We start from the raw sequence: 24,802 nt of genomic DNA on the forward strand, positions 1-24,802 counted from the left end.
ACTAAATAAGTATCGTTATGAAACTATATATAAAATCACTGAAGAAAACATATTTTATTTTAATATGTTCTTTTATCACAGTCTGTGCCAGTGCACAGCAAGATCCAGAGTACACGCAGTATATGTATAATACTATGGCGGTAAATCCAGCTTATGCTGGGTCTACCGGTACTTTAGAAGCAACTCTTTTACACCGTTCTCAATGGGTTGGAATTGATGGCGCTCCAGAAACACAGTCTTTTTCTATTCACGCACCGCTTAGTAATGAAAAAGTTGGCTTGGGACTTAGTGTTGTTAATGACAAAATAGGTCCGTCAAACGAGCTTTACCTTGACGGAAACTTTTCTTATTCAATTCCCTTAGGATATGAAAAAAGATTGGCTTTCGGTTTAAAAGCAGGTATGAGAATGTTAAATGTAGATTGGTCAAAAGGGAGATATTACGATCCAAATGATGTTTTGCTAAATCAAAATATTGACAACCAGGCAAAACTGGCAGTTGGAGCCGGAATCTATTATTATACTGATAAATGGTACGTAGGGGCATCAGTTCCGAGTTTTATCCAGAACGCCTATTATGATGATGTTCAGGAATCTATCGACTACGATCGTCTGCATTATTATTTCATGGGAGGTTATGTTTTTGATTTGAATCCAAATTTAAAATTTAAACCTGCATTTTTAGTAAAAGCAGTGAGTGGAGCTCCACTTACTGCTGATATCTCGGCGAATTTTATGATTGCTGAAAAATTTGTAATTGGCGGTTCATACAGAACAGATGATTCTGTAAGCATACTGGCTGGTTTTCAAATTTCTAAAAGTTTTTATGTCGGATATGCTTTCGATTACACCGTGAGCGATCTGAATAAATACAATGACGGATCGCACGAAATTATCCTGCGTTATCAGTTCAATAAAGGCGAAAGTAAAATTAAATCTCCTCGATTCTTCTAAATCAAAAACCTATGAAAAAACTATATATCCTAAGTTTAGTCTTGAGCATTACGTTTAGTTTTGCTCAGAAGACTAATTTAAAAAAGGCCGATGCCTTGTTTAGAAACTATGCTTACGCAGATGCTTCAAAGGCATACGAAGAAATTTTGCAGAACAGCAAAAATCCTTCGGCACAAACCTTAAAGAATGCTGCCGATTCGTATTATTTTATTTCCGATGAAAGAAATGCTTTAAAATGGTACAAAAAGCTGTACGAAGCACAGGGCAATAATTTGACTGATATTTATTATCTCCGTTATATTCAGACACTGAAAGGCGTAATGGATTATGACGATGCTGATAAAATGACCAAAGAATATCTGACTAAAAAAGGCGATCAGAAAGAAGTCAACCGATATCTTGCTCAAAAACAGCAAATGGACAGTTTATCTAAAGCAAAATCGCTGTACACAATTAAAAATCTGGATATTAATACCAGTAAATCTGATTTTGGAGCAACTTATTTTCAAGACCGAATCGTATTTACTTCTGCCAGAGACACCACAAAGTTTAGTGAAAAGTTATATACATGGAACAATCAGCCTTTCTTGAATCTTTATTTGGCCGAAAGAAATCCTGCTGATGGAAGTTTGTTTAACGAAAAACTGTTTCTTCCAAATGTAATGACGAAATATCACGAAGCAACAGCATCTTTTGATGCCAGCGGAAAAACAATTTATTATTCTACAAACATTGTCAAAAAGAATAAATTGGTTATTGACGAAAGTAAAACCAATAATTTTCAGATTGTTAAAGGCGATATTGTAAATAATAAATTAGAAAATCCACAGCAGGTTTTCTTTGATAATAAAGATTATTCTGTTGGGCATCCTGCTTTAAGTGAAGATGGAAAATGGCTTTTCTTTGCCTCAGATATGCCAGGTGGAGCAGGTGAAACGGATCTGTATTATGTAAAAATTGCTGCTGATGGCACCATGAGTTCTCCAGTAAATCTTGGACCAAAAATCAATACGCTTGGAAATGAGGTTTTTCCATACTTCCGTAACGGAAAACTGTATTTTTCTTCAGATGGACATTATGGCTATGGAGATTTAGATGTGTATGAAAGCAACCTTTTAGCTGACGGAACTTTTTCGGCTCCAGTTAATTTAGGTGCACCAATTAACAGCAATAAAGATGATTTTTCTTTTATAATCGACAACGCCGATACTTATGGTTATGTTTCATCAAACAGAGCCGGAGGAAAAGGAGATGATGATATCTATTCTTTTGTAAAAGGAAAACCAGTCTGCAACCAGAGTATTTCGGGTATGGCAATAGATAAAAAGACTAGATTGCCTCTTACAGATGTTTCAATTATGGCATATAATTCATATACCGAAATTCTTGGCGAAACAAAAACAAATTTTGAAGGCAAATACGCCATCGAAGTACCTTGCGGAAAAATAGTAAAAATGATTGCCGCAAAACCAAATTACGCCAGCGACGAAAAAACAGTTGAAACAACAAAGGAAAATGGAGGCGAAATTAAAGATGTCAATTTTGAATTGAGTAATTATGACGATTTGGTAGTCAAAAGCAAAGGTGTTGAAAAAGTGGATGTAAAACCTATTTATTTCGATTATGACAAGTATGCTATTACACCGTTGGCAGTTGAAGAGCTGACAAAAGTAGTCTTTATCATGCAAAAATTTCCAAACATCAAAATCAAAATTGAGTCGCATACTGATTCCCGAGGAAAGGATTCATACAACTTGAAACTTTCAGATAATAGAGCGAAATCAACTCGTGATTATATTATTTCTCAAGGGATTGATGCCTCTCGCATTGAAAGTGCAATAGGTTATGGCGAAAGCCGATTGATTAACAAATGTAAGAACGGCGTAAAATGTACCGAAGAAGAGCATTTGTTAAATAGACGCTCTGACTTTATCATTATCCAAAAATAGTTTTATATTTGCACTCTAATTATTTGATTATCAGTGCAAAAATATAAAACGTAGAAACCATTTGGAAGTTGGTTTTGTTTAATTCTTTTTTAAAGAATAGTGGACAAGAAGAAAATCAGGCTACAATTCGTTGTCGCCTGATTTTTGATTTTTTAAAACTTTATATTTTTGATGTTTTTCCGCAAAAATAATTCTAATTTTGATACTTCAGTTATTCTAAATTAACAGGCATTATTTTAATATCATATGAGTATTCAAGAAACCATTCAAACTTTAAGAAACGAACTTAACCAGCACAACTACAATTATTATGTGCTTGATAACGCCACAATTTCAGATTATGATTTCGATATTAAATTAAAAGAACTTCAGGATTTAGAAAACAAACACCCCGAATTTTTTGACGAGCATTCACCAACGCAGCGCGTAGGAGGAAGCATTACTAAAAACTTTAAAACAATTGCGCACCGATCCCGTATGTATTCTTTGGATAATTCGTATTCAAAAGAAGATTTGTTGGATTGGGAAAACCGAATTCAAAAAGTCTTAGGAAACGTAAAATTAGAATATACATGCGAGTTGAAATATGACGGAGCATCAATAAGTATTACTTACGAAAACGGAAAACTGGTTCAGGCCTTAACGCGCGGAGATGGTTTTCAAGGTGATGAGGTAACAAATAATATTAAAACAATTAAATCGGTTCCGCTTCAGTTAAAAGGAAATTATCCGGAAACATTTGATATTCGCGGAGAAATTATTTTGCCTTTTGCCGGTTTCGAAAGAATGAATCAGGAATTAATTGAAATAGGCGAAACACCTTATTCAAATCCTAGAAATACAGCTTCAGGGAGTTTAAAACTTCAAGATAGTGCTGAGGTTGCCAAACGTCCATTAGAATGTTTGTTGTATTTTGTAACCGGAAATAATTTGCCCTTTTCTACGCAATACGAAGGATTAGAATCAGCTAGAAAATGGGGATTTAAAGTGCCAAAAGAAGCAAAATTGGTCGGCAATATGAATGAAGTTTTTGATTTCATTGATCATTGGGACACACATCGCCACAATTTGCCTTATGAAACGGATGGTGTTGTAATAAAAGTAAACAGTATTCAGCATCAGGAAGAATTAGGATACACAGCCAAATCGCCTCGTTGGGCAATGGCTTACAAATTCAAGGCAGAACAAGTTTCTACTAAATTAAATTCAATTTCATATCAAGTTGGCCGTACAGGAGCTATCACTCCGGTTGCAAATCTTGAGCCTGTGCAATTGGCAGGAACTATTGTAAAAAGAGCTTCTTTGCATAACGCAGACCAAATCGAAAAATTAGATATCAGAATAAACGATACCGTATTTGTTGAAAAAGGAGGAGAAATCATCCCGAAAATTATTGCAGTAGATTTAGATAAACGACCAGAAAATTCAGAAAAAACAGAATATATTACACATTGCCCTGAATGTCAGACGGAATTAGTGAGAAATGAAGGTGAAGCAAATCATTATTGCCCAAATTTCTACGGATGTCCTCCGCAGATTATTGGCCGCGTGCAGCATTATATTTCAAGAAAAGCAATGGATATTGAAGGTCTTGGAGGTGAAACAGTGGCGCTGCTTTTCAAAAATGATTTAGTGCATAATTACGCCGATTTATATGAATTGAAAGTCGAAGATATTTTGCATTTAGAAAGAATGGCGCAAAAATCGGCAGAGAATTTAGTAAACGGAGTTGAAAAGTCTAAGGAAATTCCTTTTGAAAGCGTTCTATTTGCACTTGGGATTCGTTTTGTAGGCGAGACCGTTGCTAAAAAATTAGCCAAACATTATAAAAGTATCGATGCTTTAAGCCAAGCTTCTTTAATGGATTTAATTTTAGTTGATGAAATTGGAGAACGAATTGCCAAAAGTGTAATCGAATTTTTTGAAAATGAAGAAAATAAACGAATAATTGAACGCTTAAAAAATTATGGTGTTCAATTTGAAATAGTTGAAAAAATTAACCCCAACGCTACTGAAAAATTCATCGGAAAAACATTTGTAGTTTCAGGAGTTTTTACTCAGTTTTCGCGAGATGAATTAAAGAAAACAATCGAAGATAATGGTGGAAAGGTAGGAAGCTCAATTTCTGCAAAAACTGATTTTGTTGTCGCAGGTGATAATATGGGACCAGCAAAACTAGAAAAGGCAAATAAATTAAATATTCCGATATTGTCTGAGGAAGATTTTATAACTAAATTAAATGAAAGCGAATAAACCGTCTTTGATTTTATTCTTTGTAGCATTATTGTTTACAATAATTTTAGATAGCACAAAACAGGATATTTTGGCTATTTATGCAAAAGCTGTTGTATTGCCGGCCATTTTCTTCTATTTTATTATCAGCAATGATTTTAAAATTGGAAAGACTGAAGGTTTTGTTTTTTTCTTTTGCTTCGTCGGTCAGGTTTTTGACCTTATGGACGTTGAAATTTCAGAAATAGGCGCCGTGCTGAGCTTTTTAGTTGTTTACTTATTGATTATAAAGCTTTTTGTAATAGACCACGAAAAAATTAAATTAAGAAGAAAAGATGTTCTTCCGGTTTCTATCGTGGTCATATTTATTGTCTATTTGCTCGTTTCAGTGTTAAGCCTTCAGTTTGACAACATGAAAAAGTTCAACTTGCTTTACACTGTTTACGGAATTGTATTAAGTGTCATGAGTTATTATTCCTTTGTAAGTTACATTACAAAAGGAACGCATATAGCACTTTTAATGTCTTTAATGGCCGTCAGTTATATATTTTCGGACATCTTTTATATTTTCAGCGAATATTTTTCATACTCAGTAGTTTTGGTTTTAATTCGCGACATAACGCAAATTTTAGCCTACTATTTTATGGTTGAATATTTTCTTGAAAAGGCAAAAATGCAAAAGAAAATGTTATACAATAATTGATTTTCCTTGGTTTGTATGATTTTTGTTTTGGTCAAAATAAAAATCAATACGGCCTAAATTAATTCCATAACAGCCCACTTGGTTGACCAATACATTTTCACCGGCCTTATTTTTTACAATAGTTGGTTTGTCAAGAAAAGTATGTGTGTGTCCGCCAATAATCAAATCAATATCTTGCGTTAATTCGGCTAATTTCAAATCACAGATTTTTGTTGGTTCATCTTTATAATTGTAACCAAGGTGCGACAAGCAGATAACCAAATCACATTTTTCTTCTTTCTTTAATAACTGAGTCATATCCTGAGCAATTTCTACAGGATCATTATAAACAGTTTCCTTGTACATTTTTTTATCAACTAAACCGTCAAGCTCAATTCCTACACCAAAAACACCCACTTTAATTCCGTTTTTGTTGAAAATTTTATAAGGTTTTACAAGTCCGTTCATGACCGTATTTTTAAAGTCATAATTAGAATTGATAAATTCAAATTTTGCATGAGGCATTTGTGCATATAAGCCCTCAACACCGTTATCAAAATCATGATTTCCAATAGTCGAAGCATCATATTTCATCATGCTCATCAGCTTAAATTCAAGTTCTCCTCCGTAATAATTAAAATAAGGAGTTCCCTGAAAAATATCTCCAGCATCTAACAAAAGCACATTTGGATTTTCCTGACGAATAGTCTCAATAAGTGCTGCACGTCGAGATACGCCACCTTTATTTGCATTACGAGGATCATCAGCAGGAAAAGGATCAATATGGCTGTGAACATCATTAGTATGCAAAATAGTCAAGTGCTTAATATCGTTAGTTTCAAAACTGCTTAACGACAAACCTAAACTTAATAGGGCAGTACTGGCAGCAGTTTTTTCGATAAATTCTCTTCTTTTCATGGGATATATTTTTTTGCGTAAACGCGGGTAATTTTATTTTTTCTTGAAATGTTATTCTTCAGTAATTCTGATATCTCTTGGTGCTGGAATTGTATCAACTTCTTTGAAATAATCAATCAATACATCTCGAAGTTTGTAGTTTAAATCAAATTTCTGAACACCTTTTGCAAAGAAACTCATGTTATCTCCGCCATTTGCCAAATAATCATTTGTTGCAACATAATAAACTTTGTTGATGTCAAAAGGTTTTCCTTGAATTAAAATATTTTTTGCAGTCTTATCCTGAGCAATTGTAAATGTCATTCCAGATAACGGCTGCGGTTTTTTCTCCTTAATAATATAAGCAGCAATATCAAGAATTTGCTGTCCTTTTAAGGCAATAACAACTAAGTTGTTTTCAAAAGGCATAATTTCAAAAGCGGTTCTGCTCGTTACATTTCCTTTTGGAAGAATAGCGCGGATCCCGCCATGATTTAAAAGACACAAATCGATTGTTTTGTTTTCGCGCTTTTTGAAAACTAAATTACCTCTTTGCACACAAACATCTGCCAATAGACATCCTATTGTTGTCTGCCATTTTCCGCTGCTTTTATCTAGAGTTTCAGGAGAATACGCTAAAATACTGTCTAAATCCTTATTAATATGATCGCGATAGGGTTTGATAAAGCTTTCAATTTCAGGAGTTTCTGCCCCTTTTTCAGTTATCGGAAGTTGTTTGCCTTCTATTTTAGTTAAATTGTAGTTTTTTGGACTGCAGGAATAAATAAAAAAAAGTGTTAAGAATATAACAAAAAGTTTTAAAAATCCGTTATACTTTTTTAGTTTTACCATTTTAAATGCGACTTAAATAATTAATTTTGTAATCTGGTAAAAATACTATGTTTTTAAATTATATAAAGGAATTATTTGTAAAAAAATCATTAAAAAATAATCTGAAAATTGTCAAAAACGAAGTCTTTACTAGTAATGTACAAACAATTGGTTTATTGATAGATGAGAGTAAGTTTCGCCATTCTAAGGAATTGGTAAAAGAGCTTTCACTGCATGGAATTGATCCGAAAAACATAAAAATCGTTGCTTACAGAAGTAAATTAGAGAAGAAAAAAACGTACTCAAGGCCTACTTTCAGTAAAAAAGACATTAATTGGAAGGGAGATGTTACAGCAGATTTTCTAAATGATTTTACAGAAGAAGAATTTGATCTTTTGATTAGTTATTATAACATCGAAAAAGCAATTTTGATGATGATAACCAGTAAATCAAAAGCGAAGTTTAAAGTCGGATTTTCATCAGTAAATAAAAATTTAAACCGATGGATGATCGAGACGGAAATGGAAAACTATAAAGTATTTGTTTCCGAATTATTTAGGTATTTAAAAAGTTTAAAATAAATTATAATAAAAATATGCAATCATTAATAGGAACTGGTGTTGCGCTTGTAACTCCATTTAAAAAAGATTTTTCAGTTGACATCGAGGCTTTACAACGAATTGTAAACTTCTCTATCGATGGAGGAGTTGAATATCTGGTTGTTATGGGAACAACAGCAGAAAATGCTACCCTTACATCAGAAGAAAAAGAGTTGGTTATAAAGACAGTAATCGACGTAAACAAAGGAAGATTGCCTCTAGTTCTTGGAGTGGGAGGGAATAACACTATGGAGATTGTCAAAGAATTAAAGACTAGAGATTTTTCAGCTTTCGAAGCTATACTTTCAGTCTCTCCTTATTATAATAAACCAACTCAGGAAGGAATTTATCAGCATTTTAAAGCCATTGCTGAAGCTTCTCCAATTCCAGTAATTTTATATAATGTTCCAGGTAGAACTGCAAGTAATATGTTGCCTTCAACAGTAATTCGTCTGGCTAATGATTTTGAAAATGTTGTAGCAATAAAAGAAGCTGCGGGAGATATGGCTCAGGCCTTACAATTGATTAAAAATGCACCAAAAGATTTCCTTGTAATTTCTGGAGATGATATGATTGCACTGCCAATTGTTTTAGCTGGCGGAGCAGGAGTAATTTCAGTTATTGGACAAGGTTATCCGAAAGAATTCTCAGAAATGATTCGTTTAGGTTTGAACAGAAAAGTAAATGAGGCATTTAAAACACAATATTTCTTGGCAGATTGTATCGACATGATTTTCGAACAAGGAAATCCTGCGGGAATAAAACAAGTCTTTCAGGCCCTTGGAATTGCTGACAATACCGTGCGTTTACCGCTTGTAGCTGTTGATGAATCTTTGGCTTCAAGATTGAATGATTTTGTAAAAAGCAGTATCAAAGCAGAGTAAGACTGTCACGATTTTATTATACAAAAAAAATATTTTGTAGTAGCTAAATTAATAACTAAATTTGCCACCGGAACTTCGGTGTGATTTTGCTTTGGCATAATTGTCTAAGAAATCATAATAAAAGTAAGAAAATGAAAAAAATAGTATCTCTATTAATTGTTGTTGTCCTTTTTTGTTCTTGTAGTGATTACCAAAAGGTATTAAAAAATGAAGATGTTGCAGCAAAATTTGAAATGGCAACAAAAATGTACGATGCAGGCAAATATTCAAAAGCGATTCGTCTTTTTGAGCAATTAGCGCCATCATATAGAGGTAAGCCTCAGGCTGAAAAGCTTTTTTATATGTTTTCACAATCTTACTATAAAACGCGTCAGTATTATTTAGCTGGTTACCAATTCGAAAGTTTTGTTTCAGGTTATCCGCGAAGTGAAAAAGTACAGGAAGCAGCATTTTTAGGTGCATACAGTTATTCAAAATTAGCTCCTGTTTACAGTTTAGATCAGGCTGATACAGTAAAAGCTTTAGAGAAATTACAAGCATTTATTGATAATTATCCTAATTCTGAATACATTGCTCAGGCTAATGAAGCTGTTAAGGTTTTGAACGGAAAATTGGAGAAAAAAGCATACGAAAATGCTAAAGGTTATAATACAATTTCGGATTATAAATCAGCTTTAGTTGCATTTGATAATTTTATTGCTGATTTCCCTGGAACTCCATTTAAAGAAGATGCACTGTTTTATAAATATGATTCGGCATATAAATTGGCTATAAACAGTATTCCTCAAAAAATGGAAGAGCGTTTAAATGTTGCAAAAGTGGCTTATAACAACTTAATTAAGTTTAAAAGCGATACAAAATACAAAAAAGAGGCAGACGAAATGAATGCCCGTGTTGAAACTGATTTACAAAAATATACTAAATAAAAAAAAGTCATGGATTTAAAAAAGACGAATGCTCCTGTAAATACAATAACATACAATAAAACTGTTATTGAAGAGCCAACAGGAAATGTGTATGAAGCAATTACCATTATGGCTAAAAGAGCAAATCAGATTAATTCTGAAATCAAAAAAGAATTGACTGAGAAATTAGAAGAGTTTGCTACTTATAATGATAGTCTTGAAGAAGTTTTTGAAAATAAAGAACAAATTGAAGTTTCTAAATTTTACGAAAAATTACCAAAACCACACGCTTTAGCTGTTCAAGAATGGTTAGACGGTAAAACGTACCACAGAGGTTCAAACAAATAATATAGTATAAATGTCAGTTTTAAACGGGAAAAAAATTTTACTGGGAGTTTCTGGTGGAATTGCAGCCTATAAAACAGCCTCATTAGTACGACTTTTTATAAAAGCAGGTGCACATGTCCAAGTGATAATGACACCTGCTTCTAAGGATTTTGTAACGCCGCTTACGTTATCTACTTTGTCAAAAAATCCTGTACATTCCAGTTTCTTTAATGAAGATGATCAAGATGCTGTCTGGAACAACCATGTTGATCTGGCACTTTGGGCTGATTTAATGCTAATTGCTCCGGCAACTGCAAACACGTTGTCTAAAATGACAACAGGAAACTGCGATAATCTTTTAATTGCAACTTATTTATCGGCTAAATGTCCAGTCTATTTTGCTCCGGCGATGGATTTGGATATGTACAAACATCCTTCGACTTTATCAAGTTTTGCGGCTTTAAAACAGTTTGGAAACGTAATGATTCCTGCTGAAAATGGTGAGCTGGCAAGCGGTTTATCTGGTGAAGGCCGAATGGCTGAACCTGAAAACATAATCGCTTTTCTTGAAGCTGATTTAGAAAGCAAACTTCCATTAAAAGGAAAAAAAATACTTATTACTGCCGGACCAACATACGAAGCGATAGATCCTGTACGTTTTATTGGAAATCATTCCTCTGGAAAGATGGGTTTTGATATCGCAAACGAAGCCGCAAAATTAGGTGCGCAAGTAATTTTAGTGGCCGGTCCAACACATTTTAAAGTTAAAAATAGTTTAATTGAAGTTGTAAATGTAGTTTCTGCGCAAGAAATGTATGATGCTTGTCATTTGTATTTTAATGATACTGATGTGGCTATTGCCGCCGCCGCCGTAGCAGATTATAAGCCTAAAGTTGTGGCACTGCAAAAAATTAAAAAAGCGGCCGAGGAGTTTTCAATTGAGCTTGAAAAAACAAAAGATATTTTAGCATCATTAGGAGCAATAAAAAAAGAACAGTTTTTAATTGGTTTTGCTTTGGAAACTCAAAATGAAATTGAAAATGCGAAGCTGAAAATTCAGAAAAAAAACTTAGATTTGATAGTTCTTAATTCCTTGCAGGATGAAGGTGCAGGTTTTAAAAAAGAAACCAATAAAGTTACTTTTATTGATAAAGATTTTAAAATCGAACCTATGGAATTAAAATCAAAAGAGTCTGTTGCTGTTGATATTTTAAACAAAGTGATTTTGCATTTTGCAAAATAAATGCCTTTTCTTTGAGTTTAAGATAAAGTATCAATAACAATTTTACATCAACACAAATCTTTTTTTATGAATAAAGCAGTTACAGTTTTAATGTTTTTAATTTTTAGCTTTACTCAGGCACAGCAGCTAAATTGTATCGTAACTATTAACACTGAAAGACTTCCAAATCCTAATCAGCAGGTTTTTAAAACGCTTCAGACTTCATTGTCAGAATTTGTGAATAAAACAGATTGGACTGGCTCAGTGCTGAAGCAGAATGAGCGTATAAACTGCTCGATGTATATTACATTGTCTTCAAACAATTCAGATCAGTTTACCGGAACTATTCAGGTACAGTCTTCACGATTGATTTTTAATTCTACTTATTCTTCTCCTGTATTAAATTATAACGATAAAGATTGTAGTTTTAGATATACAGAATATGAACCGTTATTATTTAATCCAACCACTTTTGAGTCTAATTTAGTTTCTATCGTTTCTTTTTATAGTTACTTGATTTTAGGGATGGATGCTGATACATTTCAATTAGGCGCCGGAAATCAATATCTTCAAACGGCTCAAAATATTGCAAATGTTGCCCAGCAAGGCGGTTTTAAAGGCTGGAGCCAGGCTGACGGAATTCAAAATCGTTATTATTTGATAACAGATATGATTTCACCAATGTATAGTGATTTGCGTCAGGTTACATATATGTATCACTCAGGATTGGATACTATGAGTGAGGATCTAAAAGGGGCAAAAGAAAAAATCAAAGCTTCTTTAATGCTGATTGGAAAATTCAATAGTGTTAAACCAAATGCCTTTTTGACCAGAGTCTTTTTTGATGCAAAATCAGATGAAATTACTTCAATCTTTTCTGGTGGTCCGAGTATTACCGTTACAGATTTAACCGATGTTTTAAATAAAGTTTCGCCATTGAATAGTACAAAATGGTCGCAAATTAAGTTTTAGTTGCTTTTTTAGTCTTACTTTTGCTTTCTCTCATTAACTTTTAGCTACAAATTATTTTATGATTACTTCTCTGTCGATTAAAAACTATGCTTTGATTGAAAAGCTTTCTATTGATTTTTCAAAAGGATTTTCAATAATTACAGGTGAAACGGGAGCAGGTAAATCGATTATCTTAGGTGCTTTGGGCTTGGTTTTAGGCAAAAGGGCCGATTTGACTTCTTTAAAGAATAAAGAAGAAAAATGTATAATTGAAGCACAGTTTGAAATTTCAAAATACAATCTAAAAGAGTTTTTTGAAGCAAATGATTTAGATTATGAAGATGAAACCATCATCCGACGTGAAATTTTACCTTCAGGAAAATCCCGTGCTTTTATAAATGATAGTCCGGTAAATCTTCAGGAATTGCAAGATTTAAGTCTGTTTTTAATTGATATTCATTCACAGCAGCAAACTCAGGAATTGTCAGATGAGAGTGTTCAGTTTAAAATAATTGATGCTATTGCAAATAATGGAGAAGTTATTTTAGATTATCAAAAATTATTAAAAACATATAAATCAGATAAATCAAAACTTAATGCATTGCTGAAAAAGCAGAGTGATTCTGGAAAAGAACAGGAATACAATACTTTTTTATTGAATGAATTGGTTGCTGCTAAACTAAAATCTGGAGAACAAGCAGAACTTGAGGCTGATTTTGAGAAATTAAATAATGTTGAGATCATAAAAGAATCAATTGATAAATCGTTAGTAATTGCTAATGAAGAGCAATTTGGTGTTTTGCATAATTTAAATGAAGTAAAAGCAACACTTCAGAAGATTGCTCCGTTTTCGACCGAATATCAAAATCTTTTTGAAAGAATTATAAGTTTGACGATTGAATTTGATGATGTTTCAAAAGAACTGCAAAATTGCTCAGAGAAATTATTGAATGATCCTGCCCAATTAGAAATGATCAGTCAGAAATTGCAATTGATTTATAATCTTCAAAAGAAACATCAAGTATCTTCAGTTGAGGAATTAATTCAAATTGAAGCCGAATTGAGCAACACGGTTTTAGAATTAGGAAATATTGAAGAAGAGATAGCTTCATTATCAAAAATAATTGATCAGAAAGTAATTGAATTAGATGCTTTTTCTGAAACAATTCATCAAAATAGATCAAATGCAATTCCGGTTTTATCGAATAAACTGATTTCTATTTTAGAAACTTTAGGAATGCCGAATGTGCGTTTTAATATTGAACTCTTACCATCTGAAACCTATTTCTCAAATGGTAAAGACGAACTGCAGTTTTTATTTTCTGCAAACAAAGGAACCGACTTCGGGTTGCTTAAGAAAGTGGCGTCAGGTGGAGAAATGTCGCGTATTATGCTGGCTGTAAAAGCAATTTTGGCACAATATTCAAAACTTCCAACGTTAATTTTCGATGAAATTGACACAGGTGTTTCTGGAGAAATCGCTATTAGAATGGGCGAAATAATGAAAGAAATGAGTACATCGATGCAAATTTTTGCAATAACGCATTTACCTCAAATTGCGGCAAAAGGAGATTCTCATTTTAAAGTTTTCAAATCAACAGTTGATGATGACACACAATCAGAATTAAAGCTTTTGTCTCAGGACGAAAGAGTTATCGAAATTGCTCAAATGTTATCTGGTGCAGTTGTTTCTGATTCGGCTTTAAATCATGCTAAAGCCTTGTTGAACTAAAGAAATACTTTATATTTGTCATCTAAAAACGAATTAAACAAAGGTAAATAAGTTAATCAATTGTCTTAACTGACGATTGCTATATTAACGAATAAACAAGAAAATATGATTATAGAACCTAGAATGAGAGGCTTTATTTGCTTGACAGCCCACCCAGCGGGAGCAGAGCAAAATGTTAAAAATCAAATAGAATATGTAAAATCAAAAGGATCAATTGCTGGTGCTAAAAAAGTATTGGTTATTGGAGCGTCAACAGGTTTCGGATTGGCTTCAAGAATTACAAGTGCTTTTGGATCTAATGCATCAACGATTGGAGTATTTTTTGAAAAACCGCCAGTTGAAGGAAAAACGGCTTCACCAGGTTGGTATAATTCTGCAGCATTTGAAAAAGAAGCTCATAAAGCAGGTCTATATGCAAAAAGTATCAATGGAGATGCTTTTTCAAACGAAATAAAAAGAGAAACGTTAGATTTAATCAAAGCTGATTTAGGACAAGTAGATCTTATAATTTACAGTTTAGCTTCGCCAGTGCGTACAAACCCTAATACAGGTGTTACGCATCGTTCGGTTTTAAAACCAATTGGACAGACGTTTACAAATAAAACAGTTGATTTTCATACAGGAAAAGTTTCTGAAGTTTCAATCGCTCCTGCAAATGAGGAAGATATTGAAAATACAGTTGCGGTTATGGGAGGTGAAGACTGGGCAATGTGGATTGATGCTTTAAAAGCTGAAAATTTATTAGCTGAGGGTGCAACTACAGTTGCATATTCTTACATCGGACCTTCATTGACTGAAGCGGTTTACCGTAAAGGTACTATCGGACGTGCAAAAGATCATTTAGAGGCTACTGCATTTACAATTACTGACAGCTTAGCATCTATTGGTGGAAAAGCTTATGTTTCAGTAAATAAAGCGTTGGTAACTCAGGCAAGTTCTGCAATTCCGGTTATTCCATTGTATATTTCTCTTTTATATAAAATTATGAAAGAAGAAGGAATTCATGAAGGATGTATTGAGCAGATTCAGCGTTTATTCCAAGACAGATTATATAACGGTTCTGAAGTTCCTGTTGATGAAAAAGGAAGAATCAGAATTGATGACTGGGAAATGAGAGATGATGTTCAGGAAAAAGTGGCGAAACTTTGGTTAGAAGCTACAACTGAAACGTTGCCAGAAATTGGCGATTTAGCTGGATACAGAAATGATTTCCTAAACTTATTCGGATTTGAATTTGCTGGAGTTGATTATCAGGCAGAGGCAAATGAAGTAGTTGATATTGAAAGTATCAAATAAGGATATTGAAAAATATAAAATGAAAACCATCAACCAAAAGTTGATGGTTTTTTTATGAATATAGCCTATCTTTGTTAAAATTTTGAAATTTAAAAAATTGCCATTCTAATACCGCATATTCCATTATGATTTTTTCTTTAATTATACCCGTGTATAATCGTCCAGATGAAGTTGATGAACTTTTAGAAAGTCTTGCAAAATCTGATTATAATGAACCATTTGAAATTGTTCTTGTTGAAGACGGTTCTTCGATTCCGTGTAAGGATGTCGTGATGAATTATCAGGGAAAGCTGAATATTTCGTATTATTTTAAAGATAATTCTGGTCCAGGAGATTCGAGAAATTTCGGAATGCAGAAAGCGCGCGGTGATTATTTTATCATTTTTGATTCAGATTGCATCATTCCTTCCAATTATTTAACCGAGGTCAGAAAAGCGTTGAATAAAGAATATGTAGATTGTTTTGGCGGTCCAGATAAAGCATTAGACAGCTTTTCAAGTATTCAGAAAGCAATTAACTTTGCAATGACGTCATTCTTGACAACGGGTGGAATTCGCGGTGGTTCTGAGAAAATTAATAAGTTTCAGCCAAGAAGTTTCAACATGGGGATTTCTAAAAAAGCGTTTCAGATTTCAAAAGGTTTTGGCAATATTCACCCAGGAGAAGATCCTGATTTGTCAATTCGTTTGTGGAATTTAGGTTTTGAAACTCGGTTATTTTCAGAAGCTTATGTTTACCATAAACGTAGAATCGACTGGGAGAAATTTTCTGTTCAAGTTCATAAATTTGGAATAGCAAGACCAATACTAAACAGCTGGTATCCAGAGTATAATAAATTAACTTTCTTCTTTCCAACATTCTTCATGTTCGGATTATTATTAGCTTTTTTATTGTTAATTTTTAATATTGATATTTTATTACAATTATATTTTGTATATTTCGTTATTATTTTTCTTACAGCAAGTATTCAAAATAAAAGTATTAAAATTGGATATCTATCCGTAATTGCGGTTTGGAAACAATTTTATGGTTACGGAACAGGATTTTTAGAATCATATGTAAAAGTTATTCTTCTGAAGAGAAAACCGCAAGAAGCGTTTCCTCGTATGTTTTTTAAAGTTTAAAATGACAAAAGTTATTGGCTTAACGGGCGGAATAGGGAGTGGTAAAACGACTATTGCGAATTATTTCAAGGAAATGGGAGTTTCCGTTTATATTGCCGATGATGCAGCCAGAGCTGTTATGCAGTCTCAGGCAGTTATTGAAAAAGTAAAGAAAGTATTTGGAGAATCGCTTTTTGAAAATAATGTTTTAAATAGAGCAAAACTGGCTGAAATTGTATTTAATGATGCTGATGAATTAGCAAAGCTGAATGCAATTGTACATCCTGCAGTAAAAGAAGATTTTGAATCTTGGATTTTACAGCATAAAAATGAAGAATATGTAATTTATGAAGCCGCAATTTTATTCGAAAGCGGCCGATACAAAGACTGCGATTTTATAATTCTAGTTACTGCTCCAGAGGAAGTCAGAATTGAAAGAGTCTTAAAACGTGATAATACCACTCGAGCACAAGTTTTAAGCAGGATGCAGATGCAATGGAAAGATGAAGATCGCATTTTGAAGAGTAATTTTATTATTAATAACGTAAATCTTAAAATTGCTAAGGAAGAAGTTGTTAAAATTCTTAAAATTTTAAATATTAAACAAAATCAGTCTTAAATGTTAATATTTGGTTAATGTATTATTTAGTATATTGTTAAAATATTAATTTTGTTTCGATGAATAAATTATTTTTTAGAATACTTGTTTTGCTTATGAGTTTGTCCTTAATAGGGATAATTCTGGTTCAAGTATTTTGGTTCAATTCTTCGTTCAAAAATAATGACGAACAATTTAAATACCACGTTACTCAAGTAATTGGAAATGTTGCTGATAAACTAGAGCAACAAGAAGAGTATAGTTTTTATGATAAATACAATCGTATAAAAGACAGTACTGGTAAAATTCCTAAAAAAGAAGATTTACTGGAGGTTTTGTACGTTCAGAGAAATACAAAAACAAATAAAACAATCGTATATTCTAACACGCTGACTTCTGAAGATTATGATATAAGCGGATCGCTTTTTAATAAAAAATTCAGCAGTGAAAGATTTAAGAATTTTAGTTCAAAACGTGTAACTGAAGTTTATAACAATAATAATGGTATTGATAATAATTCTTTAGGACAGACTATTATTCCTGATTTAAAAATTGAAAAATCAGGCAGTTTAGATATCTTAAATAAAGTACAGCAGCAAATTCAATACAAAGATATCGCTTCGCTGACTCCTATTGAAGGCAGAATTACAAAAGACAAACTTTACAAACTATTAAAGAAAGAATTAGAAGAATATGGCGTAAAAACCAAATTCGAATTTGGTGTTCTTAATAGTGGTTTGCCAACAAAAGTAAAATCGGATGGGTTTCATTACGATAAAGATGCAAGTTATCATGTGCCAATATATACGGATAATGAAGGAAATAGTAAATATGAGTTATTCATTACATTTCCACACAAAAAGAAATTTTTATTATCAGAGCTGTTAAGTATTACAATATTATCTATTGTTTTTACGCTTATTATAATAATAGCATACACAAGTGCTTTGAATCAGTTGCTGCGTCAAAAACATATATCTGAAATTAAGACAGATTTTATAAATAATATGACGCATGAGTTTAAGACGCCAATTGCGACTATAAATTTAGCCCTTGATGCGATTAAAAGTCCGAAGGTTATTGAAGATAAAGAAAAGGTCTATCGATATCTGCAAATGATCAGGGATGAAAATAAAAGAATGCATGCGCAGGTTGAAAACGTTCTTCGTATTTCTAAATTAGAAAAAAGAGAATTGGATATTACAAAAGAACCAACTGCAATTCATGATATTATTGATGATGCAATAGAGCACGTAAATCTGATTCTAGAGGATAGAAACGGAACAGTAGTGAAACACTTAAATGCCTCAAGAACAACGTGTTTGGTAAATGAAGTGCATTTTACAAATGTGTTGGTAAATATTTTAGAAAATGCAATAAAATATTCACCGGATATTCCTGAGATTGAAATTTTTACAGAAAATGTAAAAGACATGATTCTGATAAAAGTAAAAGATAATGGTCTTGGTATGAGTAAGATAGCTCAAAAGCGAGTTTTTGAGAAGTTTTACAGAGAACATACAGGAGACTTACATAATGTAAAAGGACACGGACTGGGTCTTGCTTATGTAAAAAGAATAGTAGAAGATCACAATGGTCAAGTATATGTAGAAAGCGAAAAAGGAAAAGGTAGCACCTTTATAATAAAAATACCATTAATAAATTAAAATATGGAAAATAATAACAAAAGAATACTTTTAGTAGAAGATGACCTAAATTTTGGGGCAGTTCTTAAAGATTATCTAATGTTAAATGACTTTGAAGTTACTTTAGCTAAAAACGGTATGGAAGGTTTCGAAAAATTCAAGAAGGATGTATATGATTTATGTATTCTTGATGTAATGATGCCTTATAAAGATGGTTATACTTTAGCCAAAGAAATTAGAGAAAAAAACAGTGAAGTGCCAATTATTTTCTTGACAGCAAAATCTATGAAAGAGGATGTGTTGAAAGGATATAAAGCTGGTGCTGACGATTATTTAAATAAACCTTTTGATTCAGAGGTTTTATTGATGAAAATTAAAGCGATTATTCAAAGAAAATCTGCGGATAATAAAGCGGAGCAAGTTCAGTTTGAGTTTAATATTGGTAAATTCCATTTAAATTCAAAACTTAGATTCTTGACTTTTCAAGATGAAGAACCAATTAAATTGTCTCCAAAAGAAAACGAATTACTTAAAATGCTGATTCTTCATGAAAATGATCTAATGCCAAGAGAATTAGCTTTAACTAAAATCTGGAGAGATGATAACTATTTTACTTCAAGAAGTATGGACGTTTACATCGCTAAGCTTAGAAAATATCTAAAAGCAGATGAAGATGTAGAGATCTTAAACATTCACGGAGAAGGTTTCAGATTAGTTGTAAAAAGCAAAGTAACTGAATAACAAATTCACTTATAAATAAAATAAAAGCTCTGAGAAATCAGGGCTTTTTTTATGTTTAAAGATAAACAGAATTTCTGCGCAATCTTGTCATTTCGACGAAGGAGAAATCTTCGCGAGTAGCTCGACAAAGAATGAATATGAACTTTGTCAACAATGAAGTAGTAAAGTAATTATGGGAAACGAGAAAAAAAATGATCTTGTTTTTATTGATGTTATCTCTTTGTTTTTCAATTATCTATACTATTTTTTTTAGTTTTTTAATACCATCTAAATTATTTTTACACGAATTTTCTCTAAAATAAATTTGGAAAATCAAAAAACAATTCTGAATATTTGCAGACGAAAAAAATAATAACCCTTTAAAAACGAAGAAAAATGTTTGTACTTACATCGACATCACAAAGCTTCACACCAAACGGATTTGGTGCAGCGCTTCTTCGTGGCTTATTTCAATCTTAGAAATACATTTTTAGATATATAAAAAAGCCCGAAGACATTTAGTTTCGGGCTTTTTTTATTCTAGACACTTCAAATTTTCCCGAATAATAGATTTTATTATTTATCCAAAAGGATAAAAGATGCCGCACGCTTATGTTTTATTCAAAACGATTTGGTTTTGGAAAGTATCAGCTTGCAAAACAACAAGAATAATTAAAAAATTTATGGGAAATAAATTATCCGGAAAAGACCTAATCAAATTAGGCTTTCCAAAGAACAATTCAATAAACATTGCCTTAGGGCAGATAAACAGATATAGAAAAAGAGAAAAAAAGGAATCCATTCTAACAGAAGCGAAAGATGTTTTGCTAAATCCTGAAAAATACGAAGGAAATGGAACATGGGGAAAAGTTGCAGAAGGTTTGATAAAACCAGTTCACGTAAGAATGCATCAGCTTAAAACAACGAGAGCACCTTTTACCATTTTTGGTGAAAATGAAATCGATCAGCAGGCAAAATTTCAATTGTATGATTCGTTGAAACTGCCAGTTTCAGTAGCTGGAGCTTTAATGCCAGATGCACATTCGGGCTACGGATTGCCGATTGGTGGGGTTTTAGCAACAGATAACGCTGTGATTCCATACGGAGTTGGAGTAGATATTGGTTGCCGAATGAGTCTTTCAATTTTCGATTTGCCGGCTTCTCATTTTAAAGGAAGAGAGCATCAGTTAGAAGCTATTTTAAAAGACAATACCAAGTTTGGAATGTATGAAACGCATGCTTCAAGAGTAGATCATGAAGTGTTTTATAAAAGCGAATTTCAAGATATTCCATTGTTGAAAAATCTTTTGCCAAAAGCCTACAAACAATTAGGAAGCTCGGGCGGAGGAAATCATTTTGTAGAATTTGGAATTGCAAAAATTGAAAATCCTGAGAACGAATGGAAATTGGAAAAAGGCGAATATTTCGCTGTTCTTTCACATAGTGGTTCCCGCGGTTTGGGTGCAAATATTGCAAAGCATTATACCTATTTGGCAACAAAACAATGTCCATTACCAAAAAATGTGCAACATTTGGCTTGGCTGGATTTGAATACACATGATGGACAGGAATATTGGCTGGCGATGAATTTAGCCGGAGAATATGCGAAAGCTTGTCACGATGATATTCACAGACGAATTGCAAAAGCGATTGGGAAAAGGGTAGTGGTAACAATCGAAAATCATCACAATTTTGCATGGAAAGAAATGGTAAACGGTCAGGAATGTATTGTGCACAGAAAAGGTGCAACCCCAGCAGGAAAAGGCCAATTGGGAATTATTCCGGGTTCGATGACTGCGCCGGGTTACATTGTAAAAGGAAAAGGAAATGCTGAAAGCTTAAATTCAGCTTCACATGGTGCGGGACGTTTGTTTTCGAGAGCAAAATGTAAAAGTACTTTCACGCAAAGCGAAATCAAAAAGGTTTTGAAAGCTAATGACGTAACCTTGATTGGGGGAAATATTGATGAAGCGCCAATGGCCTACAAAGACATTACAAAAGTGATGGCAAATCAAGCCGATCTAGTTGAAGTTCTGGGAACTTTTACACCAAAGATTGTTAGAATGGACCGCTAAAAGAGATTTAAAATGGAAAAAATAATTCAAATAACAGCGGGTCGTGGACCTGCAGAATGCACTTGGGTTGTGGCCCAAGTGCTTAAAAAAGTTTTGGAGGAAGCGCAGGATCAAAACTTAGATGTTGTTTTACTACAACGAGAAGCGGGTCAGGAAAATGGAACTGTCGAAACAGCATCTATTTCTGTAAAAGGAAAAAATGCAGATAGTTTTGTGAATTCGTGGATTGGAACCATTCAATGGATTGGCCAGAGTCAGTTTAGGAAAATGCACAAACGCAAAAACTGGTTTATTGGAATTTTTGAAATCGAAGCACAGAAAAACGCATCAGTTTCAGAAAATGATATTCAATATCAGGCCATGAGAAGTTCGGGCGCCGGTGGTCAGCATGTGAATAAAGTGAGTTCGGCAATTCGTGCGACGCATATTCCAACTGGAATTGCGGTAGTTTCGATGGACAGCCGTTCGCAACACCAAAACAAAAAACTGGCAACAGAAAGGTTATTAAAAAAATTAGAAGACGAAAAACTGGTTCAGCTTAAAAATCATGTGGGGAAACAATGGGAAAACCAGCTGAACATTGAGCGTGGAAATCCTGTTAGAATTTTTACCGGAAGTGATTTTAAAAAGAATAAAGCAGAGAAAAGTTACAAAGGAACTCGTCAGAAATTAAAAAACGATTTAAAAAATGAAAACAATTGATAAATACCTTTTTCAGGCTTTGGATAACTATCCGTATTCGCTTGAAGAAACGATTGAATCTTTAGATTATGCTTTTTCTTATGATGATAAAAACACAATGGTTTTGTGTTTGTACGGAAGAATTCAGGCAGAGCAATTATTAAATTATGAAGAAGCGAAAGCCTATTTTCAGCAAGCTCTGTCGATTAATATTCATGCGCTTGAAGTGTATCCGTATTATTTAAAAACATTGATTTTAAATGAAGATTATGAACAAGCTCAAAAGCTAATTGATTTTGCTTTAACAGTAAAAGGAATCAACAAATCTGAAATTTACATCAAAAAAGCCATTCTTTTAGAAGCGCAGAACGACTTTAAAAACGCATTAAAAGAAATTAAAAATGCCAAACTTCATTCGTTGCAATTCAATTATGAATCGGATATTTCTGATGTAGAGAAGAGAATTGAAGGCAAAATAGATTTATTGAAAAAGAAGAAGGAGAAGAAATCTAAAAAAGATTCTAAAAAGAAATCGAAATGATTAATAAAAAACGATGCAATTTTGCATCGTTTTTTTATTGAGTACAATTTCCTGCAAGGTTTTCGAAACCTTGCAGGTTTGTTATTTAGATTACGGGATCGTAATTTAATTGAAATACTGGAAGTGTAAATACCTACAAGGTTTTAAAAACCTTGCAGGAATGGAATCCCAGATCATTTCCAATGCAACTCCAATGCAAAGCAGGTTTTTTCGCCTTTTGTAATGCTGAATGTTGCTGTTGTATGATCGTCGTCTTCGCTTTCGTGAATGACAACATTATCTTTTAATGAAAGCTCTTTCATGAAATTCATTTCAAAGCTTTTTACTTCTTGTTTTAAGATTCTTTTTGCATCAACATGATCAAGACACCATTCTAGGTATTTTACGTTATTTACGTGATTTACAATGTCTAAATCTGATAAATAAACGGTTTTTTCAAAAACAGCTTCTTTTTCGTGGTTGATGTTTATTTTAGAAAAACCTTCTTTGGTTGCTCTGTTTTCAGGGAATAATTCGAAGTGTTCATAAGGTAAAGCTAAAGCTTCTGGACGGCGTGCTTGTGTATTAAAAACAGCCCAATACGTTTCACAACCCACGATTTTTTTTCCGTTTACATACATTTCTAATGCGCGAACAGAACGTGAGTTTTCCAGACTATTAATCCATGTTTTTACTGTTACAACGTCCTGCCATTTTGGTAACGCATGCACTTCAACACGCATTCGACTTAAGACCCAGGCTTGGTGAAATTCCTGCATATCATAAAAACTAATTCCTCCAATTTCAGAATGTGCCGCCGCGGTTAATTGCAAAATATTACACAAATCGGTATATTTTAAGAAACCTGTTGGTGTGCATTGAGTGAAATTGATTTCCCAGTCTTTACTTAAAACTGATGTGAAATTTGGAGATATTGGCATTTTTTATTTTTTTTTTAGAGAATAGAATAAAGAACATAGAGAAAAGACTTTTACTTTAGAAGATTTTCTATGTAATCAGTGATATTTTTTCTATCTGTCGCGTAATCAAACCATTTTGTGTTTTCGTTTCTTTTGAACCACGTTAATTGCCTTTTAGAAAATCTTCTTGTGTTTTTCTTGATTTCTTCTATAGCAAATGGCAAAGTGAATTCCTCGTCAAAATAACTAAATAATTCTCTATAACCGACCGTTTGAAGCGCATTTAACGCTTTATTAGGATACAATGACTTTGCTTCTTCGAGCAATCCTTCGTTCATCATGATGTCAACACGCTGGTTGATTCGGCTGTAAATGATTTCTCGATCTGCATCTAAACCAATTAAAATGGGAGTGAAGTTCCGATTGTTTTTCTTTTGATTTAGAAAGGAAGAATATGGTTTTTGAGCTCCAATGCAAACTTCTACAAAACGCATCATCCGCTGTGGATTTTGTAAAGTCTGAGGATTTTCTAAAGTTATTTTTGTATAATATTCAGGGTCTAAATTTTTCAGTTGTTCCTGAAGATATTCAATTCCGAGTTTTTCGTAGTTTGAATTTATTTCTGAACGAACTTGTGGATCGATTTCTGGAAATTCGTCGAAACCTTTTAAAACAGCATCGACGTATAAACCTGAACCGCCAATTAGAATAACAAAATCATTGGTTTGAAATAGTTCTTCAATTTTGGCTAAAGCTTCTTTTTCGTAGTCGCCGACGGTATAATTTTCGAAAATAGATTTATTTTGAATGAAATGATGTTTGGCCGAATTTAATTCTTCTTGACTGGGAACTGCGGTTCCAATTGTCATTTCTTTGAAAAATTGACGGCTGTCGCAAGAAACGATCTCGCATTTAAAATGTTGTGCTAAAGCAATGCTTAAGGCTGTTTTGCCTATCGCTGTTGGTCCGACAATGGTAATTAGGTATTTCATATTTTTTAGCCCAGATGGAAATGGAAACCCCGGACTTATATTTGTTAGTTTTTTTGGTATAAAAGAGCGACCAGCGGAAGCTCCTTT

23 protein-coding genes are annotated in these 24,802 nt (G+C 33.1%); 19 read left to right on the plus strand and 4 right to left on the minus strand.

Features of this window, described 5'->3' with window-relative positions; all coding sequences use genetic code 11:
* Positions 1-17 precede the first annotated feature (17 nt).
* The 4 genes from GKZ88_RS03160 (at position 18) to GKZ88_RS03175 (ending at position 5,837) form a co-directional block, all read left to right on the plus strand.
* Positions 18-953 (plus strand): type IX secretion system membrane protein PorP/SprF, encoded by a 936-nt coding sequence (locus tag GKZ88_RS03160; RefSeq protein WP_155100942.1) that lies wholly within the window; start codon positions 18-20, stop codon positions 951-953.
* Positions 954-964: 11 nt separating this feature from the next.
* Positions 965-2,902 (plus strand): OmpA family protein, encoded by a 1,938-nt coding sequence (locus tag GKZ88_RS03165; protein WP_155100943.1) that lies wholly within the window; start codon positions 965-967, stop codon positions 2,900-2,902.
* Positions 2,903-3,148: 246 nt separating this feature from the next.
* Positions 3,149-5,155 (plus strand): NAD-dependent DNA ligase LigA, encoded by a 2,007-nt coding sequence (ligA, locus tag GKZ88_RS03170; RefSeq protein WP_155100944.1) that lies wholly within the window; start codon positions 3,149-3,151, stop codon positions 5,153-5,155.
* Positions 5,142-5,837 carry a lysoplasmalogenase family protein gene (locus tag GKZ88_RS03175; protein ID WP_155100945.1) on the plus strand — a complete coding sequence of 232 codons (696 nt, stop codon included), beginning with the start codon at positions 5,142-5,144 and terminating at the stop codon, positions 5,835-5,837. Before ligA ends, GKZ88_RS03175 begins: the two co-directional genes overlap by 14 nt.
* Here the strand turns inward: GKZ88_RS03175 and GKZ88_RS03180 are convergent.
* Together GKZ88_RS03180 and GKZ88_RS03185 are read right to left on the minus strand one after the other, a co-directional pair.
* On the minus strand, positions 5,823-6,734 hold the full coding sequence (locus GKZ88_RS03180) for a metallophosphatase (RefSeq protein ID WP_155100946.1): 912 nt from the start codon (positions 6,732-6,734) through the stop codon (positions 5,823-5,825). The two genes, GKZ88_RS03175 and GKZ88_RS03180, sit on opposite strands and share 15 nt — an antisense overlap.
* A 51-nt stretch (positions 6,735-6,785) precedes the next feature.
* Positions 6,786-7,565, minus strand: a complete 780-nt coding sequence (locus tag GKZ88_RS03185) for a 5'-nucleotidase (RefSeq protein ID WP_155100947.1) — start codon at positions 7,563-7,565, stop codon at positions 6,786-6,788.
* A 47-nt stretch (positions 7,566-7,612) separates the two neighbouring features.
* On the opposite strand from GKZ88_RS03185, the gene GKZ88_RS03190 reads away from it, so the two are divergent.
* The 15 genes from GKZ88_RS03190 to GKZ88_RS03260 all read left to right on the plus strand — a co-directional run bounded on the left by GKZ88_RS03190 (position 7,613) and on the right by GKZ88_RS03260 (position 22,824).
* On the plus strand, positions 7,613-8,125 hold the full coding sequence (locus GKZ88_RS03190; protein ID WP_155100948.1) for a hypothetical protein: 513 nt from the start codon (positions 7,613-7,615) through the stop codon (positions 8,123-8,125).
* 14 nt (positions 8,126-8,139) lie between these two features.
* Positions 8,140-9,027, plus strand: coding sequence for a 4-hydroxy-tetrahydrodipicolinate synthase (gene dapA / locus GKZ88_RS03195; RefSeq protein WP_155100949.1), 888 nt, complete (start codon positions 8,140-8,142; stop codon positions 9,025-9,027).
* A 131-nt stretch (positions 9,028-9,158) separates the two neighbouring features.
* Complete coding sequence (bamD, locus tag GKZ88_RS03200) at positions 9,159-9,953, plus strand: outer membrane protein assembly factor BamD (protein ID WP_155100950.1); 795 nt, start codon at positions 9,159-9,161, stop codon at positions 9,951-9,953.
* A 9-nt stretch (positions 9,954-9,962) separates the two neighbouring features.
* Positions 9,963-10,280: a DNA-directed RNA polymerase subunit omega gene (locus GKZ88_RS03205; RefSeq protein ID WP_007807938.1), complete on the plus strand. Its 318-nt coding sequence runs from the start codon at positions 9,963-9,965 to the stop codon at positions 10,278-10,280.
* A 10-nt stretch (positions 10,281-10,290) separates the two neighbouring features.
* Positions 10,291-11,502: a bifunctional phosphopantothenoylcysteine decarboxylase/phosphopantothenate--cysteine ligase CoaBC gene (coaBC, locus tag GKZ88_RS03210; RefSeq protein WP_155100951.1), complete on the plus strand. Its 1,212-nt coding sequence runs from the start codon at positions 10,291-10,293 to the stop codon at positions 11,500-11,502.
* Between the two features lie 66 nt (positions 11,503-11,568).
* A complete protein-coding gene (locus GKZ88_RS03215) occupies positions 11,569-12,453 on the plus strand; it encodes a DUF4835 family protein (RefSeq protein WP_155100952.1) in 885 nt (294 codons plus the stop codon).
* A 58-nt stretch (positions 12,454-12,511) separates the two neighbouring features.
* Positions 12,512-14,164: a DNA repair protein RecN gene (recN, locus tag GKZ88_RS03220; RefSeq protein ID WP_155100953.1), complete on the plus strand. Its 1,653-nt coding sequence runs from the start codon at positions 12,512-12,514 to the stop codon at positions 14,162-14,164.
* Positions 14,165-14,269: 105 nt separating this feature from the next.
* Positions 14,270-15,460 carry an enoyl-ACP reductase FabV gene (gene fabV / locus GKZ88_RS03225; RefSeq protein WP_155100954.1) on the plus strand — a complete coding sequence of 397 codons (1,191 nt, stop codon included), beginning with the start codon at positions 14,270-14,272 and terminating at the stop codon, positions 15,458-15,460.
* Between the two features lie 125 nt (positions 15,461-15,585).
* Positions 15,586-16,584, plus strand: coding sequence for a glycosyltransferase (locus GKZ88_RS03230; RefSeq protein WP_155100955.1), 999 nt, complete (start codon positions 15,586-15,588; stop codon positions 16,582-16,584).
* A gap of 1 nt (position 16,585) precedes the next feature.
* On the plus strand, positions 16,586-17,182 hold the full coding sequence (gene coaE, locus GKZ88_RS03235) for a dephospho-CoA kinase (RefSeq protein ID WP_155100956.1): 597 nt from the start codon (positions 16,586-16,588) through the stop codon (positions 17,180-17,182).
* Between the two features lie 59 nt (positions 17,183-17,241).
* Positions 17,242-18,828, plus strand: a complete 1,587-nt coding sequence (locus tag GKZ88_RS03240) for a HAMP domain-containing sensor histidine kinase (protein WP_155100957.1) — start codon at positions 17,242-17,244, stop codon at positions 18,826-18,828.
* A 3-nt stretch (positions 18,829-18,831) separates the two neighbouring features.
* Positions 18,832-19,548, plus strand: a complete 717-nt coding sequence (locus GKZ88_RS03245) for a response regulator transcription factor (protein ID WP_026729443.1) — start codon at positions 18,832-18,834, stop codon at positions 19,546-19,548.
* 662 nt (positions 19,549-20,210) lie between these two features.
* The gene (locus GKZ88_RS03250) at positions 20,211-21,602 is read left to right on the plus strand and encodes an RtcB family protein (RefSeq protein WP_155100958.1); all 1,392 of its coding nucleotides are present in this window, start codon (positions 20,211-20,213) and stop codon (positions 21,600-21,602) included.
* Between the two features lie 12 nt (positions 21,603-21,614).
* A complete protein-coding gene (gene prfH, locus GKZ88_RS03255; protein WP_155100959.1) occupies positions 21,615-22,304 on the plus strand; it encodes a peptide chain release factor H in 690 nt (229 codons plus the stop codon).
* Positions 22,291-22,824 (plus strand): hypothetical protein, encoded by a 534-nt coding sequence (locus GKZ88_RS03260; protein WP_155100960.1) that lies wholly within the window; start codon positions 22,291-22,293, stop codon positions 22,822-22,824. Before prfH ends, GKZ88_RS03260 begins: the two co-directional genes overlap by 14 nt.
* A gap of 173 nt (positions 22,825-22,997) precedes the next feature.
* Here the strand turns inward: GKZ88_RS03260 and GKZ88_RS03265 are convergent, their stop codons facing one another.
* Entirely contained in the window at positions 22,998-23,744 is a 747-nt protein-coding gene (locus tag GKZ88_RS03265) for an acyl-ACP thioesterase domain-containing protein (RefSeq protein ID WP_155100961.1), read from the minus strand.
* Positions 23,745-23,794: 50 nt separating this feature from the next.
* Positions 23,795-24,715 carry a tRNA (adenosine(37)-N6)-dimethylallyltransferase MiaA gene (miaA, locus tag GKZ88_RS03270; RefSeq protein WP_155100962.1) on the minus strand — a complete coding sequence of 307 codons (921 nt, stop codon included), beginning with the start codon at positions 24,713-24,715 and terminating at the stop codon, positions 23,795-23,797.
* Positions 24,716-24,802 lie beyond the last annotated feature (87 nt).

Origin of the sequence: Flavobacterium sp. LC2016-01 (assembly GCF_009711135.1) — a bacterium.
In the GTDB taxonomy this organism is placed as follows: Bacteria; Bacteroidota; Bacteroidia; order Flavobacteriales; family Flavobacteriaceae; genus Flavobacterium.